Source organism: Pantoea sp. DY-5 (genome assembly GCF_019795955.1).
GTDB classification, from domain to species: domain Bacteria; phylum Pseudomonadota; class Gammaproteobacteria; order Enterobacterales; family Enterobacteriaceae; genus Pantoea; species Pantoea leporis.
The window spans coordinates 76,831-96,981 of the sequence record NZ_JAIMIE010000005.1; the positions used below are offsets into that span (position 1 = coordinate 76,831).

The window sequence follows — 20,151 nt, forward strand, 5'->3', positions numbered from 1 at the left end:
CTTACCAGAATGAGTGAATCCGCCCGCTATGACCGACCAAACTGCACTATTTTCGCGGCTTACTTCTACCCTTGCTGATGACAGCCGCACGCCGCTGTACAAACGCTTTGCCACTGCAATTAAAGATGCGGTGCGCGACGGCGTGTTAGTGCATGAAGAGATCCTGCCGAGTGAGCGTGACTTCAGCCAGTCGCTGAGCATTTCGCGTATTACCGTGCGTAAAGCTATGGACGCGCTGGAAAAAGAGGGCATGGTGTTGCGCTCGCGTGGCTACGGCACGCAAATCTGCAGCCAGTTCGAGTATTCGCTTAAAGAGCCGAAAGGCTTGTCGCAGCAAGCGGTATTGCGTGGTAAAAAGCCCGACACCGTGTGGATTAACAAAAGCAAAATCCATTGCGATGCAGCAATCGCTGAGAAATTGGGGCTGGACAAAGGCAGCGACGTCTATTTGCTGAAGCGCATTCGTTATGTCGATCAGCAAGCGGTGTCGGTGGAAGAATCCTGGGTGCCGGCGCGCTACATCGCTGATGCGGATGCGATTGGTATTTCGCTGTACGACTATTTCCACCAGCAGCAAATTCTGCCGGTAAAATCGCAAAGCAGAGTGAGTGCTCGCATGCCTGATGAGGCGCTGCAGCAGCAGATCGCCCTACCCGACAACGTACCTGTTTTGGTGATCAAGCAGCTGGCGTTAGATGCGCAGGGCAATCCGCTGGAGTACAGCATTAGCTACTGTCGTAGCGATATGTATGTGTTTATTGCTGAGTAAGGCGCTGCTGCCAGTAAGCCGTTAACGTGGCGCGATCGGGCGCGCAATCGCCGCCGCGCTGTGACACTACATAAGACGCCACCGCGTTGCCGAGCGCGACGCTTTCTGCCAGCGACCAACCCGAAGCTAATCCCGCCAGTAATCCACCTGCGTGGCTGTCGCCTGCGCCGATAGTATCGACCACTTTTGTCGGCAGCGCCGGTATCCAGCCTTGCGACTCCGCGTTAACGAAACCGGCGCCTTCGCTATCAAGTCGCACCACCATCGCGCCACCAAATCGCTGCTGCCAGCACGTCATTAACTGATGTGCATCAAAGGGTTCTGTTTGATTCAAACGTTCATGCCACAGCAGTTCGGCTTCCTGTCTGTTCACTGTAATCAGTGGATGGCACGCCATGATGCGTTCGAACTGCACATCACCGATATCTGCCAGACGCGGGCCGAAATCCACCAGCAGCTGATACGGCTGGCTTTGCTGCTCCAGCCAGTCGATCAGCACATCACCGCTTTTGCTGGTGAGCTGATAGCCGGAAAGGTAGATCCAGCGATTGGCTGGCTGCGGCAACGTGTCGAGCAGCCCAGCATCCCACTGATTTTCCACGCCGCTTACTGACAGAAAGGTGCGCTCTCCATCGGGCTCCACTAACGCTAAACACCAGCCGTTATCGCCTTTCGCCGTTTCCAGCACGCTGTGAATACCATATTCCGTAAGTTTCTGCCGCACAATGCTCGCCCAGGTGCCGTTGCCGAGCGGCAGCGCATTGATAGACGGGATGCCAAGCCGGTGCAGCGCAATCGCCACATTCAGCGCGCAGCCCCCCACGTTGACGCCCTGCTGGTGGAGCTCAATATCGCTGCCACGATGGGGCAACGAGTAAGCATCAGCAATCACATCCACCACCGCCGCACCAATCACACACACCGGCAGGCGGCCTTCAAGTCTCTTCAGATCATCAGGCGTTAGCATAAGCGGCCTCGCGCTGCTGGCGGAAACGCGTAAATGCGGCGCTATAACGGGTGAAATCCAGCCCGTTAGCGGCATCCAACTCGGCTTTCAAGGCAACGTCGATGCTGTCGATGCCGTGCAGCGCACCGCAAATGGCCACCGCCATCGCCCCGATGGTATCGGTATCGCCGCCGAGGTTAGCGCAAAGGATCGCGCAACGATTGGGATCGGTCTCGGCCAATTCCACCATCGCAATCGCCGCCGGTACCGATTCAATGGTGCTGGTGCCGGTGCCCACCAGATCGTAAATCTGCTGCATGTTGGATTCCACGCCCCTGCCCTTCGCGACCACGCTCACCGCCAGCTCGAGGCGTGCCGCCATTGATGCGCTAAAGGTGGTAACACGCTTTTCCTGCGCCGCGCGAGCGATCGCGGGCAGTTCATCGCGAATCGTTGCCCAGCTGGCACCGTCAATGGCGCGTGAAACTGCCCACGAAATCACCGTCGCACCGGAAATCGCGACATCCGATTTGTGCGTAGGGCTCGACGCCAGTGCGACGGCATCGATGAATGCCGGTAAATCGCGTGCTGGCAGCAGACAGCCGAGCGGTGACACACGCATCGCTGCGCCGTTGGTCATGCCGTTATTTTCCAGCTGCGACACCGGCGTGCCAGCTTTCATGGCGTTGAGCGCGATTTTTGAGGTCGGTCCAAGCACGTTCTTGTTGAAGGCATCAAACGACTCAGCCCACTGCAAAATATTCGCGCCAATGGTTTCCGCGTTGATCTCGCCATCATGAGACAGGATCGCATCAGCCAAAGCCAGCGCCATCGAAGTGTCGTCGGTAAAGGCCGCCCGGCCAAAGTAGCAGGCGGCGTTGTTTTCAGCCGGGCCTGGAAGGAAGCGATCGATCCAGCCAAAGTGCTGCTTCACGCGTGAGCGCGGCCACAATTCCGATGGCATGCCCATCGCATCGCCCAGCGCCTGGCCGTAAAACGTGCCTAAAATCCGTTTTTCCTGCGTTGTCATCGTCATGGTGAAATCCCTTATTTATGGCTGTCAGCGGTTGCTGATTTTTCGAAAACGGTAAGTTCATCGCTGCGTTTTTTGCCGTCGCGGAATAGGACGATAAAGGCGATGGTGATCATTACGATCATCACGCTGCCAAACATCCACATGCCGGCCCAGTTAAAGGTCTGGCCGTTGCGGGGTTGGTCGTAGGCGAACATTTCCTGCATCAGATAGCCGCCAAGGCGGTAACCAAGCAGGCTGCCGATGCCCTGACAGGCCAGCGTGATCAGCCCTTGCGCGGCGTTACGCATCGCCACTGGCGCTTTCTTATCAACGTAGATGTAAGCGGTGATGAAGTAGAAATCGTAGCTGACGCCGTGCAGCAGAATGCCCATGAACAGCAAGCCGTAAGTCAGCATGTTTTGATCGCCACCGAACACAAAGAACACATAGCGCAGTGCGGCAGTGGTTAATCCCAGCAACAGCACTTTGCCAATGCCAAAGCGTTTGATGAAGAACGGCAGCGCCAGCAGGAAGAAGATCTCTGAAACCTGGCCGAGCGTCATCCAGCCGGTGGCATGTGGCAAACCGACTTCCGTCAGATAGCCTTCGGCAAAGATGTAGTAAAACGCCAGCGGCATGCTGAACAGGAAGGAGCAGACGAAGAACACAAGGAAGCTGCGATCCTTCAGCAGATGCAGCGCATCCAGACCAAGCGCCACGCGCAGGCTAAATTTGCCGGTACTTTTCGGCTCGGTGGCGGGCAGCGTCAGGGCAAAAATGCCCAGTAACAGCGAGCTTGCGGCGGTGATCAATAACGGCACGTTGCTGGCTGAGATATCGCCATAGCCCAGCAGCGGCGGCAGGAAACCACAAACGATGCCGGACGCGATCCAGCCAAGTGTGCCCATGACGCGAATGCGCGGGTAATCACGCTCCACATCCGCGACGTGCGAAAACGCGATGCTATTGGTTAAGGCGATGGTTGGCATGTAAGTGAGCGCATACAGCAGCAGCAGCGGGAAGAAACCGCCGAAATGCGTTTGCTGGGCTGCGAAGAACATCAGAATCGATCCAACGATCGTCAGCAGCGACAATACTTTTTGCGCCTGGAAGAAGCGATCGGCCAGCGATCCGACAAGGATCGGTGACAGGATGGCGGCTATCGAAGTACAGGCGTAGCACCAGGCGATCTCAACCGGCGAGAAGCCGTTTTTACTGAGAAATGCCCAGAGCGGCACAAACCATGCGCCCCAGATAAACCACTCAAGAAACATCATGAACGATAGTTTTGGGATTGTTGTTTTCATTTAAAAGGACTCCCCGGTGTAGGTGGAGGCAAATCTAACACCAGAAATAATACCTTTATAATACCACTGGCGGATTTTTTGAACTGGTCCACAACATTTTAACCGATGTGGAACGGTCTGAGATGGGAGCTAACTGGATGCGGGGATGGAAATGGGGGCGCGAATGATGCGCCCGGTGATACTTAGCGGCGGTTTTTCCAAACCGTCTGAATGTTGCAGAATTCGTGGACGCCAAAGCTCGACAGTTCGCGACCATAGCCGCTCTTCTTCACGCCACCAATCGCTACACGCGGATCTGATGCGCCATTGCCGTTGATAAATACCGCGCCGGTCTCCAGTTTTTCCGCCAGTTCGTTGGCCAGCGCTTCGTTGCCGCTCCACACTGTTGCACTCAGCCCAAATTCGCTGTCGTTAGCCAGCTCTAAGGCATGTTGTGCATCATGAGCGACGGTAATTGCAGCAACCGGCCCAAAGATTTCCTGCTGGAAAGCGGTCATGGCTGGCGTGACATCGGCGAGGATCGTCGGGGCGTAATAGTTGCCTGGGCCGTCGATCTTATGGCCGCCTAATACCAGACGTGCGCCTTCCTTGATGGTCTGCTGCACTTGATTATCCAGCTCGTCACGCAGATCGTAACGCGCCATTGGTCCGATGTAGGTATCTTCTGCCAGAGGATCGCCGATCTTCAATGCCTGCACCGCTGCGCTGAAACGCGCCTCAAACGCTTCTGAGACACTTTCTTCAATGATGAACCGCTTGGCTGCCATACAGACCTGTCCGGTGTTCTGATAGCGTCCTATGACCGCTGAGGCCACTGCAGCATCAAGGTCTGCATCCGCCAGCACGATGAAAGGATCCGCGCCGCCCAGCTCCAGTACAGTTTTCTTCAGTACCGCACCGGCTTGCGCTGCAATTGCACCGCCTGCACGCACGCTGCCGGTTACCGCTACAGCGGCAATACGCGGATCTTTGATCGCCGCCGAAACGCCATCGTTATCGACGTTGATCACGGTAAAGCCGCCTTTAGGCAGTTCGGTGGCGTCAAACAGTGACTTCATCAGGTTGGCGGATCCCATCACACTTGGCGCGTGCTTCAGCACATAGGTATTGCCCGCCAGCAGCATGCTGACTGCGCCGCGCAGAACCTGCCAGTAAGGGAAGTTCCATGGCATCACGGCAAGGATCACACCAAGCGGACGAAATGACTGCCACGCTTGCTGGTTTTCCACCAGCGTGGGTTTGTCGGCAAGGATCGCCGGGCCGTGCTCTGCATACCAGTCACAGAGATTGGCGCATTTCAGTACTTCAGCACGTGCCTGAGTAATAGGTTTGCCCATTTCCAGCGTGGCCATGGTTGCGAGCTCATTCTGACGCTGGCGAATCTGTTCTGCCAGTTGACGCAGCACTTTCACTCGCTGCGGCATTGCGGTATAGCGCCATTCTGCATAAGCATGAGCACTTTGCTTCAATGCGGCTTCCAATTCGGCTGCGTTCTGCAGCGGATAGGTTGCGAGGATTTCGCCGGTGGTAGGGTTACGGGAGATAACGTTGTCAGTCATGAAAGATGTCCTCGTCATAAGTGATGTGATGTTCGATGAAGTTCACTTTACGCCGGGATATAGTTTCTTAAAAATGAATAATAATGAGGAAGTTGTTCATTTAAGGAGAAGCTGAGGGATCCTGATCGCCTATAACTGATAATTTGGTGGGATCAAACAGGATGTTATTGCGATGGGGCTGTTTTAAACATTTTACCGGTCTAAAGCCGCTTCAGTCCTGGCGTTATTAAGTTATACAGTGAATAGATCTTAAAGAAAGATCATATAGAGATCTTAAAGAGATCCTAAGAGATCCCCGATCGTCGCAGGCCGCACCCCACAAGGGCTCAGAAGGTGATCGCGTTCACTATAATGAGTAAAGTGTTCACTGGAGTCAGTAGTTTATTCACTATAGAGAGTAGAATGTTCACTATAAACAGTGTTAATGTTCACTGTAATCAGAAAACGACCCTTTTCATCCACAGAATGAAGATCTCAGGCTATGGCAGATAAAGAGAGTGAAAACAAGGCGTTACTCGAGCCTTTTCTGTCGGTGACAAAAAACAGCGGTGAAGTTATTCAACTCCACCCCAATAAAAACAACACCGTACAACCGGTCGCTTTAATGCGCCTGGGTCTGTTTGTTCCAACATTGAAATCCACCGCGCGCGGTAAATCAGGCGCGATGGCATCGACCGATGCAACGAAAGAGCTAAAGAATCTTTCTTTAGTTAAATCAGAAGGTTATGAAAAGATTACCATTACCGGCGCAAGGCTGGACATGGATAATGATTTCAAAACCTGGGCCGGTATTATTCAATCTTTCTCGCGATATCCCTCAAAGGGCGACACTGTGACGCTGCCGTTTATCGATTTCGTTAAGATGTGCGGGATCCCTTCGGCAAACTCTTCAGCAGCGCTACGTAAGCGCTTAGATGCCTCCCTTCGACGCATTGCGACCAATACGTTGTCTTTTGAAGGTAATGGCAAAGCCTATCACACTCACCTTGTGCAATCGGCGTATTACGATCGTGAAAAGGATCTGGTGCGCATCCAAGCCGATCCAAAGTTATTCGAGCTCTATAATTTCGACCATAAAGTGTTACTGCAGCTGCGAGCCATTTCACGTTTGAAGCGTAAAGAATCGGCTCAGGCGTTGTATACCTATCTCGAAAGTTTGCCAACGAATCCGGCGCCCATCTCTCTGGCGCGTTTGCGTATGCGTTTAAACCTGGGCTCGAAAACCACCACGCAAAACCACGTGGTGCGACGTGCGATGGAGCAGCTCAAAGAAATCGGCTATCTCGACTATTCGGAAGTGAAACGTGGCCGCTCGGTGTTCTTCATCATCCACAGCAGGACGCCAAAACTCGACGGCATCAGCAATCTTGAAAGTATCGATTCGCTGGAAGATATCGAGTTTGAAGAGTGATCTTGCCCGTTCACTGTAGTCAGTAATCCCCTTCAAGCTGTGTCACTTTTTGAGCAGAAGTGACACATGCTCTTCCGCTAACATTCACTGCAATCAGCTGTCCTCGCGTCATTCACTGTAATCAGCAACGTTCACTGTAATCAGAAGCCTTCTGCTTTTGCTATGTCTTCTGCGATGTCTTCAACCGCGTTGTGCCCTTTCTAAGGTACTTTTAAAGATAGTGAGTACTTACAAGGGCGGTAACGCTTCACTCAGATTCCCTTTTCACTGCCTTTCTACTGATCACAGTGAACGTTTGTTCGAGCGTTCGCTTTCACTGATTACAGTGAATGCTAATCACAGCGCTGCGTGCTGAATACAGTGAACGATCAAATGCAACGTTATGATTTATAAGTATCAACAAAGCCTGTTCCAACGTAATTCACTGTAATCAGCAGTTTAACTGTTAATACAGCCAGTAAAAGTGACAGGGTTGGTCACAACGCTGATTACAGTGAACGTTTGGCCTGTCTTATGACTACAGTGAACGAAAGTGCGGGACGTTTCTACTGGGGCTTATATTCTGTTTTAAGCGCACGTCACGCTGTCACTGATTACAGTGAACGTTACCAACTCGTCCCCTGCCCTGCCGGGTTTGCAGCATGAAACAAACTCACTCAGCGCGTCTTGTTTACTGAATACAGTGAACGTTAGGCGTTTAAGTCAGCAGCGTGTTTCACTGATTACAGTGAACATCAGCGTCACACAATTGGAATCAAGTAAGCCGTTTAACGTGATGCGTGACTGATTACAGTGAATGTTGAAGACAACATTCTGAGCATTTCGCTGTATTGCTTATGGCGATTTTAGGCACATCAATTTGTCGGCAAATGACGCTCTACTGAATACAGTGAACGTTCTGCTCAGCTTCATAACTTTTACTGATTACAGTGAATGTTCTCTCAGTCTGGCCGATTTAACTTACTGATTACAGTGAACGGGTAATCGAAGCGCTGACTTCTGCTGATTACAGTGAATCTTTGCCGATGAAGAGTACAAGGCTTTTACTGATTACAGTGAACGTTTGACGTTACGTGAAAAAGTCTTTGGGATTTACTGATTACAGTGAACATTTCACCAGCCTGATACTCATCGTTGTTCTCTCGCCTGCATTCAACTTCCACGCATCATCTACTGATTACAGTGAATCTTCAGCTACCGCTTGCTGATTACAGTGAACCTTTTACTGATTGCAGTGAATGTTGCTAATCGATGCTCATCAGCTTACTGATTACAGTGAATGTTCCAGCATTTCAGCCGCAACCACCCTTCTTTTCTCTTTTTAAAAAGAGAAACCCGCTACTGACTACAGTGAAGCTTTGTCCCAATGAACAATAAATCGGCGGTTCAAAATCGTACAAAAATCCGTAATGGCTGAATAACGATCGCTGATTACAGTGAATCTTTGGGTTAAACCGCTCTTAATCAAGGTGTTTTCACATAACTTATTCTTCCTGTGTAGAAGAGATATATTTGCCTCGTGTGCTGGATTTATGTATAAAGTCATAAATCCTACATGTGTGGAGCAAGTATGGCTAACGATGAGAAGCAAGTTCTGAAGGTCGCACAACGTTCAGAAAGAATGCTGATGAGCCTGACTGAACAGATTCAGGCGCAGAAAGAAGAGTTGCGGGAAAACACGTTCTATCAGGTTTACGCTAAAGCGGCGTTAGCCAAACTGCCTAAACTAACGCGTGCGAGCGTGGATTACGCTGTCAACGAAATGGAAGAGAACGGTTATCCGTTCGATAAGCGTGCTGCGGGCAGCTCAACCAAGTATGCGATGTCGATTCAGAACATCATCGATATCTATCATCATCGCGGTGTTCCAAAATACCGCGATCGCCACCATGAAGCCTTCAGCATCTTTGTCGGCAACCTCAAAGGCGGCGTTTCAAAAACGGTCTCTACCGTTTCGCTGGCACATGCCTTACGTGCGCATCCGCATCTGCTGTTTGAAGATCTGCGTATTCTGGTCATCGATCTGGACCCGCAATCATCCGCCACCATGTTCCTGAACCATCAACGTTCAGTGGGATTAGTGGAAGCGACCGCCGCACAGGCGATGCTGCAGAACGTTAGCCGCGAAGAGTTGCTTAACGAATTTATCGTTTCATCGATTATTCCGGGCGTCGATGTACTGCCGGCTTCAATTGATGACGCCTTTATTGCCTCGCGTTGGGAAGAGTTGTGTGCCGCTCACCTGCCCGATCAGAATATCCACGCGGTGCTGTATGACAACGTGGTGGCCAAGCTGAAGAAAGATTATGACTTTATCTTTATCGACAGCGGCCCGCATCTTGATGCCTTCCTGAAGAACGCCATTGCTGCTTCAGACTTACTGATGACGCCGGTGCCGCCCGCGCAGGTGGATTTCCACTCCACGCTGAAGTACTTAACGCGTTTGCCGGAGTTGATTGGCATCATTGAAGAATCGGGTGCAGCCTGCCGTTTGCAGGGCAACATTGGCTTTATGTCCAAACTGTCGAATAAAGCGGACCACAAACTGTGTCACAGCCTGGCGAAAGAGATTTTTGGCGGCGATATGCTTGATGCTGCATTGCCGCGTCTGGATGGCTTTGAGCGCTGCGGAGAGTCGTTTGATACGGTTATCTCAGCCAATCCATCAACCTACGTGGGCAGCACCGAAGCCTTAAAGAATGCGCGTTCAGCGGCGGAAGATTTCGCGAAAGCCGTATTTGACCGTATTGAATTCATTCGCCTGAACTGAGGTTACTATGAGCGCAAAAAGAATCACCATTGGCCGAACCTTCAGCCAGACACCATTGCAGACTGAGGAAAGCGCCGATGGCCATTCTCAGACATTTATTCTGGCGACGGGTAAACGCGCCCTGTTCACACTGGAGCACATCCCGGCGAAGGAAATTGAAGAGAAAACCTTCGTTAAGATGGAAACCAATGGCCGCGATCAGTCTGGCCTGACGCCAGAATCGCTGCGCGACATCATTCGCACCATCAAATTGCAGCAGTTTTTCCCGGCGATTGGCGTAAAGCGTGACGATCGCATTGAGATTCTCGATGGTTCACGTCGTCGTGCAGCGGCTCTGCACTGCAAAACCGGGCTGGATGTGCTGGTCACTGACGTCGCTATCTCGGCGGAAGAAGCGCGTCGTTTAGCGCAGGATATTCAGACCGCACGTGAGCACAATCTGCGTGAAGTAGGCATGCGTTTGCTGTCGCTTAAAGAGAGTGGACTGTCGCAGAAAGAGATTGCGCAAAGTGAAGGCTTATCGCAGGCCAAAGTAACGCGTGCATTACAGGCTGCGAGCGTGCCGCTCGAGCTGGTGACGCTGTTCCCGAATCATTCTGAGCTGACCTATCCTGATTATAAATCGCTGCTGCAGGCGTATGAGAAGTTGCAGGAAACCGGACAAACGGTTGATGCCCTGATCGATACTATCGGTATGGATGTTGATACTGTATGTGCGCGTGATGGATTGGCCGAAGACGAAGTAAAGAATGGCATCCTGCGTTTAGTGCGTAACGGCAGCCAGACGCTGATTCAGTCACCGGCGAAAGACAAAACCGTGGCGACGCCTTTGTGGAGCTTCGCCGATAAAGACCGCTTTGCGCGTAAGAAAACGCGCGGACGCATGTTCAGCTACGAGTTTAATCGCCAGTCAAAAGAGTTGCAGGAAGAGCTGGATAAGGTGATTAACGAGACGCTCAATAAGTATCTTAATCAGTAAGTGAAATGCCGCCTTCGGGCGGTTTTTTTATGCCCTTCTCAAAGCCTCGCCAACGCAATTTCATCGCTAACTGTATGAAATATCGATTGTCGCTGCGTAAATTTCAGCCTGAAATCGCCACAGTTTCAGCCAGCAGCCAAAAGGTATTCGTTAATAAATCACCAATACCGATTAACTAACTGCAGCCAATTTAACCAGCTGTGCGCTAAAGCGGCAACAGCCAGTCACAGCAGAAATACCGTCAATACACCGAATGAAATTTCATCTGCTCGCCTAAGTGATTTCATGCCTAGTAATATGAAATGTATGGAGTTTTAGATAAAATTTCAGGCTGAAATCGCCAATTAAGCCTGTAATTTTAGCCATCATCAAAAGTCCCTAAGCGAGATTAGCCAGATGATATTCAATGATTTATCCACAGAAAACGTGGATAACTTTCAAGACTAACCTTACTCAATCAACGCCAGCGCTGATGAAAATTGCCAGACCGCATCGCGCACGCGCACCGGTTTATTAATCAGCCCCAACGCATAAAAGCGATCGGCGATGGTCTGCTGTTCTTTGATCACCTCGAAGGCCATTGCACGCGTTTTGTGGCTGCGGCGAGTCAAGGCTCGTTCAACAGATGCGATTTCCAAGCCAAGCTCCTGAGCCAATAACATTGATGCTTCGTGGCGATGGCTATCGATGAACAAACCCGTTTGCTGCAAACTCTCCACCAGCTGTCTGAGGATGTCATCGTGCTGTTCAACGTAATCACGCCGCGCCAGATAGAATTGATGATTACGTACGCGCCCTTCACCATTAACCAAAATCCGCAGCTCGGGATTGCTCTCCGCAGCGCTAAGCAGCGGATCCCACATCATCCACGCATCAACCGAGAGATAATCACTGGCGGTCAGCGGATATTTCGGCGGCGTATACACCACTTTGAGTTCATCCAGACCAATGCCCGCTTCCTCCAGTAACTGCAGCAGTAGCCAGTGAACGTTCGAGCCTTTATTAACCGATATGCGCTTACCGCGCAGATCGCTGATGGTGCGAATATCGCTGTCATGCGGTACCACGATGCCAACGCTGCTCGGCGCTGGCGGCTCCCAAGCGATATAAGTCACCGCATTGCCACTCGCCTGGGCGAAAATCGGCGGAACTTCGCCGGTGGTACCAAAGTCGATTTCGTTGTTTTGCAGTGCATACAGTAGCTGCGGCCCGGCGGGAAACTCACTCCACAACACGCTAATGCCTTGCTGAGCGAAACAGTGTTCAAGGCTCTGACGGGCTTTTAACACCCCGAGATTGCCAAACTTCTGATAGCCAATGCGCAGCTCACGCTCCAGCGTCCCGTGCACATTGGATGTCGATGCCGTTACCGGCGCTTTGCGCCGTCCTTTAATCATTCCCTGATTCGCCAGATGCGTGCGTAAGGTGTGGCGGCTGATACCTAATAGCGCCGCGGCCTGGGTTTGATTCTGATCTGTCATCGACAGCGCATTGCTAATCAGGCTGCTGATAACGCGATCAAACAGTTGTTGCGGCTGGCTGGTTAGCTGCTGCTGAAGAAAACTGTCGAGCGTTGAATCGTTGGACTCGCTAAAACCATGTTCACTGTAACCAGCAAGTCGCAGCTGTGCGGGCGTCAGCGTCTCTTCGCGGCTCAGCAATACGGCGTTATGTAGTGTGTTTTCAAGTTCACGGATATTGCCGGGCCAGCTGTATTCGCGCAACGCTTCAAGCGCATCAGGCGAAAGACGCCGTGCCGGGCGGCCTAAACGTCGTGCGTAGAGGGCGAGGAAGTGTTGCGCCAGCAGCGGAATGTCTTCACGACGCTGACGCAGCGGCGGTAATGGCACCACCGCAATATTCAGGCGATAGAACAGATCTTCGCGGAAGCGTCGCTCACGAATAGCCTGCGCCAAATCCACATGTGTAGCCGCGATAACCCGCACATCCACCTTGATCGCTTTACGCGAGCCCACGCGCGTAATCTCACGCTCCTGCAGCACGCGCAGCAATTTGACCTGCAGTGAAGGGCTGAGCTCACCAATCTCATCCAGCAACAAAGTGCCGCCTTGCGCTGATTCAAACCAGCCGGGATGTGACTGCGTCGCGCCGGTAAAAGCGCCTTTCTCATGGCCAAACAACTCGGCTTCAGCCAGGCTTTCCGTCAGTGCGCCGCAGTTAACCGCGAGGAAAGGGCCGTGACGTCGCTGGCTGTGATGATGCAGATAACGCGCCACCACTTCTTTACCTGTGCCGGTTTCGCCGACAATCAGAACGGTGGCATCTGTGGGCGCGAACTTATCCAGCAGCGATTGAAACGCCAGAGAAGCGGGATCGACTAAGCGCGGTGAGTCGGTGTGGTTGTAGGTGGTTAACATGGCAATGAGTCCGGTAACGAGCATATCGTTAACCTAAATGCTCATGCTGACTATTAACACCATGTAAAAAGCATAAGCAGTTGCATATGCAGCAATTGCTGTTGCGCCAGAGTCGCAAATGCAACTGCTTTGAACTGCGACAACAAGGCTAACCGCCTGAAATACGGCGATTTGCGCCAGTTAACAACCTGGCACGCTTTCTGCTAACAGCTATATAACCAAATAAGCAGTTCAAAATGATCATTTTTTAATAAAGTTATATAGGAAAAGCATAATGGCCGATTCCGCGAACGATAAAATTAATGTCTTCTGGTTTTTACCGACGCACGGTGATGGACGCTACCTCGGCACCACCCAAGGCGGACGTCCGGTCGATTTACCCTACTTACAGCAAGTGGCGCTTGCCGCCGACAATCTTGGCTTCTACGGCGTATTAATTCCTACCGGCAAAAGCTGTGAAGATTCCTGGCTAGTGGCCTCCGCCTTAGCGCCCATTACAAAACGTCTGCGCTATTTAGTGGCGGTTCGTCCAGGCCTGCAGCCGCCAACGCTGGCAGCACGCATGGCGACCACGCTTGATCGTCTGTCCGAAGGACGTTTATTGATTAACGTGGTGACCGGTGGCGATCCTGTCGAGAACAAAGGTGACGGCATTTTCCTCAACCACAGTGAACGTTATGAAGTTACTAAAGAGTTCCTCGACGTCTACAGCCGCCTGATGCGCGGTGAGAAAGTGGATTACGAAGGTAAACATATTCACGTCGAAGGCGCAGAAGTGCTGTTCCCACCGGTGCAGGAAAAGGGGCCGCCGCTCTATTTTGGTGGTTCATCGGAGGCGGCGATTGATGTTGCAGCGGAACAGATCGATACCTATCTCACCTGGGGCGAGCCGCCAGCGCAGGTTGCTGAGAAGCTGGAAGTGGTGCGCGCACGTGCAGAGCAGCGCGGACGTAAGCTGGAATACGGCATTCGTTTGCACGTGATTGTGCGCGAGACCGAAGAAGAAGCCAAAGCGGCGGCAGATAAGTTGATTGGTCATCTCGATGAAGAGACTATCGCGCAGGCGCAAAAAATCTTTGCGCGTATGGATTCTGCCGGTCAGGCGCGTATGAGCGCGTTGCACAACGGCTCGCGCGACAACCTCTATATCTCGCCGAATCTGTGGGCGGGCGTGGGTCTGGTGCGCGGTGGCGCGGGCACTGCGCTGGTCGGCAGCCCGGAGCAGGTGGCTGAGCGTATCCGCGAATATCAGACGCTGGGCGTCACCAACTTCATTCTGTCCGGTTATCCGCATCTGGAAGAAGCGCATCGCGTGGCCGAGTTGCTATTACCGCTGCTACCGCTGGCTAATGCGCAGCAGCAGCGTGAGCGCACCATTAACACTGGCCCGTTTGGTGAAACCATTGGTGGCGATAAGCGTCCGTCAAAACAGACGAGCGCCAGCTAATGCAGGAGAAGGCAATGGCACGGGTAATCATTGTTGGCGGTGGCTTTAGCGGCACAGCGCTGGCGATTCATCTCGCACGAACCTCATCGAGCAGATTACTGATTACAGTGGTCGAACCGCGCGCCAACCTCGGCGGCGGCGTTGCCTATTCCACGCAGGAGCCTTCGCACCGCATCAACGTACCCGCTTCGCGCATGCAGTTAAGCGGTGAAGAGCAGGGCGCGTTTGACCGCTGGTATCGCCAACAGCCGGAATGTTCACTGGACTCAGTAGCGCACTGTGAAGACGGCGCAGTTTATCCGCAGCGCAGCCTGTTCGGTCGCTATCTGGCAGAACAGTTTGCGCAAGCTGCGCAGGCGTATCCGCATGTCACGCTGCGCCATGTTCAGGCCAGCGCCGTGGCCTGGGAAGGCGAGCAGCTGTTGCTCAGCAACGGTGAAATGTTGCGGGGTGATGTACTGGCGTTAGCGATCAGTCATCCGCCACCATCGTTGCCGCATGCGCTGCAACCGTTCTCGGCGCATCCGGCGCTGATTGCCAATCCGTGGCAGCACGGCGTACTGGACGCCATCAATCCTCAATCCGCGGTGGCGATTATCGGCACCGGCTTGAGCATGGCGGACGTGGTGGCTTCATTGGGCAGCAGACAGCATCACGGCCCGTTAATCGCCTTCTCGCGCCGCGGACAGCTCTCACGCGATAACCTAAGCGGTGAGTGGCCGGAATGGACGTTAGCCCCGCAGCAAGCGTCCAGCACACGTCTGTGGCTGCGACATATCCGCGCAGAGGTTGCGCGTGCCGCTGAACAGGATTTGCCGTGGCAGCGCGTGCTCGATCAGGTACGCGTGCAAGGTCAGGATATCTGGCAATCGCTGCCCCTGCGCGAGCAGCAGCGCTTTGTTCGTCACTTGCGCTCGTGGTGGGATGTGCATCGCTATCGCATCGCGCCGCAGGTGTCAGCGGTGATCAGCGCACGTCGCCAGCAGGGCAGTCTGAAGGTGCTGGCCGCGCGCCTTAGCGACATCTCCAATGTCGGCAAGCAGTTGGACATCACGCTACGCACGCGCGATGGCGCCAGCGAAACCCATCGCCTCGATCATCTGATTGTGACCACCGGTCCCGGCCATGAAGCCTTAACCGCCAGCCAGCCGCTGCTGCAGTCGCTCAGCCAGCAAGGGCTAATCCGCGCTGACCTGCTCGGTTTTGGTATAGATGTCGACAGCCAGTCGCACACGCTTAATGTTACCGGCCAGCCCAATGCGCGCCTGTTTGTCGTCGGTCCTGCTGCGCGTGCGCGCTTCGGTGAACTGATGGGTTTGCCGCAGGTTGCCGATCACGCCGCCGCTGTGGCGAAACATATTTTACAAGAACTGCAAATCGCTCCCGCCGAGCGATGTCCCCCTTCAGCGCTTTAATCTCTCAACATCCTAAAAATTAACTGACGAACGCCGGGTCGTAACACGATCACGGCCTCGCTATGGAGATTGCTATGCCATCGCAACGTGAAATTCGCTTGAACGCATTTGATATGAACTGTGTCGGACACCAGTCGCCGGGCCTGTGGGCGCATCCGCGTGACCGTTCCTGGCAGTATAAAGATCTGGAGTATTGGGTCGATTTGGCGCGCCTGCTGGAGCGCGGCAAATTTGACGGCCTGTTTATCGCTGACGTGCTCGGCGTCTACGACGTACTCAACGGCAACGGCGATGCGGCGATCCGCCAGGCGACGCAGGTGCCGGTCAACGATCCGTTAGCGCTGATTACGCCAATGGCGCTGGTCACCGAACACCTCGGCTTTGGTCTCACGGCGTCGCTGTCGTTTGAACATCCCTATCCGTTTGCGCGCCGCTTATCCACGCTCGATCACCTGACCAAAGGCCGCATCGGCTGGAACATCGTCACCTCGTATCTGGAGAGCGGGGCGCGCAACATTGGGCACAAAACCCAGACCGATCACGACAGCCGCTACGATTACGCCGACGAGTATCTGCAAGTGGTGTACAAGCTGCTGGAAGGCAGCTGGGAGCAGGATGCAGTATTGCGTGACCGCGAACGCCGTATCTTCAGCGACCCGCGTAAAATCCATCCCATCAATCATCAGGGCACTTTCTTCAACGTGCCGGGCATTCACCTTTGCGAACCGTCACCGCAACGCACGCCGGTGCTGTATCAGGCGGGCGCATCGAGTCGTGGCAAACAGTTTGCCGCAGAACATGCCGAATGCGTGTTTGTTGCCGCGCCGTCAAAAGTGCTGCTGAAGAAAACCGTCGCCGATATTCGCCGCCGCGCGGCAGAAGCGGGGCGCGATCCTTACAGCATCAAAATCTTCAATCTGCAAACCGTGATTGTTGGCGAAACCGATCTGGCGGCGCAGGCGAAATGGAAAGAGTACACCGGCTGGGTCAGCTACGAAGGCGCGCTGGCGCTGGTATCGGGCTGGACCGGCATCGACTTCGGCCAGTATCAGCCGGATCAGGTGCTGAAATATATCCACACCAACGCCATTCAATCTGCGGTCGAAACCTTCTCCACCGCCGATCCCGATCGTCAGTGGACGGTTAAAGCGCTGGCGGATTGGGTCGGTATCGGCGGTTTTGGTCCGCTGATTGTTGGCAGTGCGGAAACTGTCGCGGATGAGTTGCAAAGCTGGGTTGAAGAGACCGACGTAGATGGCTTCAACTTCGCCTACGCACTGACCCATGAAACCTTTGAAGATGTGGTGGAGCTGCTGATCCCGGAGCTGCAAAAGCGCGGCGTCTACAAAAAAGAGTACGCGCAGGGCACGTTGCGCGAGAAGTTATTCTCCGCCGGCCCGCAGCTGCAAGCACCGCATCCGGGAGCGGGCTATCGCGTTAAATCCTCCACGCCGCAGGAGGTCTTATGATCGAAATAGATCAGCTTAGCAAACACTATCGCGCGCCCGACGGCCGCATCACCGAGGTGCTGAAATCCATCAGCCTGCAAGTACCGCAAGCCAACATCACCGCGGTAGTTGGGCCGAGCGGCGCGGGTAAATCGACGCTGGCGAAGTGCATCAGCCTGCTAGAGCAACCGAGCGCCGGCAGCATCCGCGTTAACGGCAGCGATCTTTCTCGTCTGGATGGCGAAGCGCTGCGTCAGGCGCGTCGCTCAATTGGTACCGTGTTCCAGTCTTCCGCGCTGCTGCAACGCAAAACCGCGTGGGAGAATATCGCCTTGCCGCTGCACTATCTTGGCGTGGTGGATCGCGATATCGCCGCGCGCGTGGGCGAACTGCTCGATAGCGTCGGCCTCAGCCAAAAAGCCAAAGCCTATCCGGGCCAGCTTTCTGGTGGTCAGCGGCAGCGTATTGGTATCGCGCGTGCGCTGGCATTGCGCCCGTCGGTGTTGCTGGCGGATGAAGCCACTTCAGGGCTCGATCCCGAAGCCACCGTCACCGTGCTCGACCTGCTGAAAAAACTGCGTGATGACTACAAGCTGGCGATTGTGCTGATCACCCATGAAATGGACGCGGTGCGTCAGGCGGCAGATGCGGTAGCGGAAATTCGCGACGGCCAAATCGTGCAGTACGGCGTGGTGAAAGAGCTGCTGGCGCAACCCGATTCGCTATTGGGACAGCGCCTGTTCCCGCTGGCGGCGCAGGCGGGCGATGCCGAACTGGTGTTGCAGCTGAGTTATCGCACCGATGTGCCAGTCGCCAGCGACTGGATTTCGCGCCTCAGCCAGCAGTTTGGTCTGCGTATTGATCTGCTCGGCGCGCACGTTGAGCAGGTGAATGGTCTGCAAGCTGGCCGCCTCAAGGTGGGCATTCACTATCAACAGGAACGCGTGCCGCTGGCGCGTTTGCTATCGCAGCTGGAACAGCTGGGCTTAGTTGCCAGCGTTTCCGGCAGCGTGCTGCTATTGCGGGAGGCGGTATGAGCGTATCAGTGATGAGTCAGGATACGCCGTGGCCAGACATCCCGGCGCTGATGTTGCCCGCTCTGGGCGAAACCGCATTGATGGTGGCGATCGTGATGCTGTTCGTGATCACGTTTGGCGGCATCGTCGGCGTGGTGCTGTTCAACACCTCGGTGCGCGGCCTGTTTCCCCATCGCGTTATCAATCGGGCGCTGAGTTGGATTGTCAACATGGGGCGTTCGCTGCCGTTTCTGGTGCTGATGGCGGCCATCATTCCGTTCACCTTCTGGCTTACCGGCACCACCATCGGCATTCCTGCCGCCGTTGTGCCGATGATCGCCGCGGGCATTCCGTTCTTTGGCCGTCTGGTGGATAACGCGCTGCGTGAGCTGCCCGGTGAAGTGACGGCAGTCGGCTTGGTGTGCGGCGGTTCGCGCTGGCAGATCATCCGCTCGGCACAACTCAGTGAAGCGCTGCCGGCAATTGTGGCGGCGGTGACGCTCAACCTGATCTCAATGATTGAGTACTCCGCCATTGCCGGCACCATCGGCGCGGGCGGTATCGGCTATCTGGCGGTGGTGTACGGTTATCAGCGCTTCGATAACCACATCATGATCGCCACCATCGTGGTGCTGATCGCCTTAATTCAAACCATTCAATTTCTCGGCGACCGTTTGGTCACCGCATTACGCCATCCTCAGGGGACATCGTTATGACAACACAAGATTTCGAGCTGCGTAAAACCCGCCGTTGGCCGTGGCTGCTACTGATTATAGTGGTCGTTGTACTTGCAGCAGGCGGCTGGTTCTGGCGCAGCCAACAGGCGCAGGCGGTGGTCTTTGGCACCACGCTGAAGGTGCATTTTGAACCGGCGATGGCGGGCGAGCAGAAGCTGATTGAATACGTTGGCGAGCACATCGCGCCCGATTACGGCCTGAAGCTGGAGGCGGTTGGGGTGCAGGATCCGGTGCAAGCCGACCGCGCGGTAGCGGAAGGGCAGTATGCCGCCACCGTATATCAGCATCAGTGGTGGCTAAAGCAAGTGGTGGATGCCAACGGTTTTGCGCTCACCTCAACGCTGCCGCTGTTCCAGTGGGCATTTGGCATCTACTCCGATCGCTACACATCGGTGGCGGATCTGCCGCAGGGCGCGACCATCGTGGTGCCGGATGATGGCGCCAATCAGGGCCAGGCATTATGGTTGCTGGCGCGTCAGGGTTTAATCACGCTCGATCCCAACGTCGAGCCGCGCACGGCCAAACTGAAGAACATTGTCGGCAATCCGCACGGTTTCGTGTTTAAAGAGCTCGATTTGCTGACCATGCCGCGTGCGCTCAACTCGGTGGATGCGGCGATTGGTTACGTCTCGCAATTTGATGCCGGTAAAGTGCCGCGCGAAAAAGGCATTCTCTTCCCGCCTGCGCCGCGCACTTTCGCCTCACAGCTGGTGATTGGCACGCCTTATCTGGACCAGGAAAACATCGAGAAGCTGAAAAAAGCCTTCTCCGATCCGCGCGTCCAGCAGTGGTTAAAGACCACCGACGATCCGCTGGTAAAAGGCGTGTTGGTGCCGGTCTCAGCCGAATAAATTGTTGTTGTTTGAACACCCGGACGCGTCAGGCGCGCCCGGGTTTTTGTGTTGGCTAAAAACCATTTATCTAATTGATTTTAATGTAAATTAATATCAAGAA

Annotated in this window: 15 protein-coding genes; 10 read left to right on the forward strand and 5 right to left on the reverse strand. The window is 54.1% G+C overall.

Going from position 1 to position 20,151, the window contains the following annotated elements; all coding sequences use genetic code 11:
* The first annotated feature begins 28 nt into the window (after positions 1-28).
* The gene (locus K5Y30_RS16640; protein ID WP_222212262.1) at positions 29-769 is read left to right on the forward strand and encodes a GntR family transcriptional regulator; all 741 of its coding nucleotides are present in this window, start codon (positions 29-31) and stop codon (positions 767-769) included.
* On the opposite strand, the gene K5Y30_RS16645 is transcribed toward K5Y30_RS16640, so the two are convergent.
* The 4 genes from K5Y30_RS16645 to K5Y30_RS16660 form a co-directional block, all read right to left on the reverse strand.
* A complete protein-coding gene (locus tag K5Y30_RS16645; protein WP_222212264.1) occupies positions 756-1,736 on the reverse strand; it encodes a PfkB family carbohydrate kinase in 981 nt (326 codons plus the stop codon). The two genes, K5Y30_RS16640 and K5Y30_RS16645, sit on opposite strands and share 14 nt — an antisense overlap.
* Positions 1,723-2,745, reverse strand: coding sequence for an ADP-ribosylglycohydrolase family protein (locus tag K5Y30_RS16650; RefSeq protein WP_222212731.1), 1,023 nt, complete (start codon positions 2,743-2,745; stop codon positions 1,723-1,725). Before K5Y30_RS16650 ends, K5Y30_RS16645 begins: the two co-directional genes overlap by 14 nt.
* A gap of 17 nt (positions 2,746-2,762) precedes the next feature.
* Positions 2,763-4,037, reverse strand: a complete 1,275-nt coding sequence (locus tag K5Y30_RS16655) for a nucleoside permease (protein ID WP_222212266.1) — start codon at positions 4,035-4,037, stop codon at positions 2,763-2,765.
* A 182-nt stretch (positions 4,038-4,219) separates the two neighbouring features.
* Positions 4,220-5,596, reverse strand: coding sequence for an aldehyde dehydrogenase family protein (locus K5Y30_RS16660; RefSeq protein ID WP_222212268.1), 1,377 nt, complete (start codon positions 5,594-5,596; stop codon positions 4,220-4,222).
* 481 nt (positions 5,597-6,077) lie between these two features.
* Between K5Y30_RS16660 and K5Y30_RS16665 the strand changes: the two genes are divergently transcribed.
* From K5Y30_RS16665 to K5Y30_RS16675, 3 genes are all read left to right on the forward strand, one after another.
* The gene (locus tag K5Y30_RS16665; RefSeq protein WP_007886110.1) at positions 6,078-7,007 is read left to right on the forward strand and encodes a RepB family plasmid replication initiator protein; all 930 of its coding nucleotides are present in this window, start codon (positions 6,078-6,080) and stop codon (positions 7,005-7,007) included.
* A gap of 1,570 nt (positions 7,008-8,577) precedes the next feature.
* On the forward strand, positions 8,578-9,777 hold the full coding sequence (locus K5Y30_RS16670) for an AAA family ATPase (protein ID WP_008109176.1): 1,200 nt from the start codon (positions 8,578-8,580) through the stop codon (positions 9,775-9,777).
* 7 nt (positions 9,778-9,784) lie between these two features.
* A complete protein-coding gene (locus K5Y30_RS16675) occupies positions 9,785-10,756 on the forward strand; it encodes a ParB family protein (protein WP_110867047.1) in 972 nt (323 codons plus the stop codon).
* A 449-nt stretch (positions 10,757-11,205) separates the two neighbouring features.
* On the opposite strand, the gene K5Y30_RS16680 is transcribed toward K5Y30_RS16675, so the two are convergent.
* Positions 11,206-13,134, reverse strand: a complete 1,929-nt coding sequence (locus tag K5Y30_RS16680) for a sigma-54-dependent Fis family transcriptional regulator (protein ID WP_222212270.1) — start codon at positions 13,132-13,134, stop codon at positions 11,206-11,208.
* Between the two features lie 274 nt (positions 13,135-13,408).
* On the opposite strand from K5Y30_RS16680, the gene ssuD reads away from it, so the two are divergent.
* From ssuD to K5Y30_RS16710, 6 genes are all read left to right on the forward strand, one after another.
* Positions 13,409-14,581 (forward strand): FMNH2-dependent alkanesulfonate monooxygenase, encoded by a 1,173-nt coding sequence (gene ssuD / locus K5Y30_RS16685; protein WP_222212272.1) that lies wholly within the window; start codon positions 13,409-13,411, stop codon positions 14,579-14,581.
* Between the two features lie 14 nt (positions 14,582-14,595).
* A complete protein-coding gene (locus K5Y30_RS16690) occupies positions 14,596-15,996 on the forward strand; it encodes an FAD/NAD(P)-binding protein (protein ID WP_370634208.1) in 1,401 nt (466 codons plus the stop codon).
* 74 nt (positions 15,997-16,070) lie between these two features.
* Positions 16,071-17,465 (forward strand): LLM class flavin-dependent oxidoreductase, encoded by a 1,395-nt coding sequence (locus tag K5Y30_RS16695; RefSeq protein WP_222212276.1) that lies wholly within the window; start codon positions 16,071-16,073, stop codon positions 17,463-17,465.
* On the forward strand, positions 17,462-18,481 hold the full coding sequence (locus tag K5Y30_RS16700; RefSeq protein ID WP_222212278.1) for a methionine ABC transporter ATP-binding protein: 1,020 nt from the start codon (positions 17,462-17,464) through the stop codon (positions 18,479-18,481). The genes K5Y30_RS16695 and K5Y30_RS16700 overlap by 4 nt, the downstream gene beginning before the upstream one ends.
* Complete coding sequence (locus K5Y30_RS16705; protein WP_222212280.1) at positions 18,478-19,176, forward strand: methionine ABC transporter permease; 699 nt, start codon at positions 18,478-18,480, stop codon at positions 19,174-19,176. The genes K5Y30_RS16700 and K5Y30_RS16705 overlap by 4 nt, the downstream gene beginning before the upstream one ends.
* The gene (locus K5Y30_RS16710) at positions 19,173-20,048 is read left to right on the forward strand and encodes a MetQ/NlpA family ABC transporter substrate-binding protein (RefSeq protein ID WP_101761172.1); all 876 of its coding nucleotides are present in this window, start codon (positions 19,173-19,175) and stop codon (positions 20,046-20,048) included. The genes K5Y30_RS16705 and K5Y30_RS16710 overlap by 4 nt, the downstream gene beginning before the upstream one ends.
* The last annotated feature ends 103 nt before the right edge of the window (positions 20,049-20,151 follow it).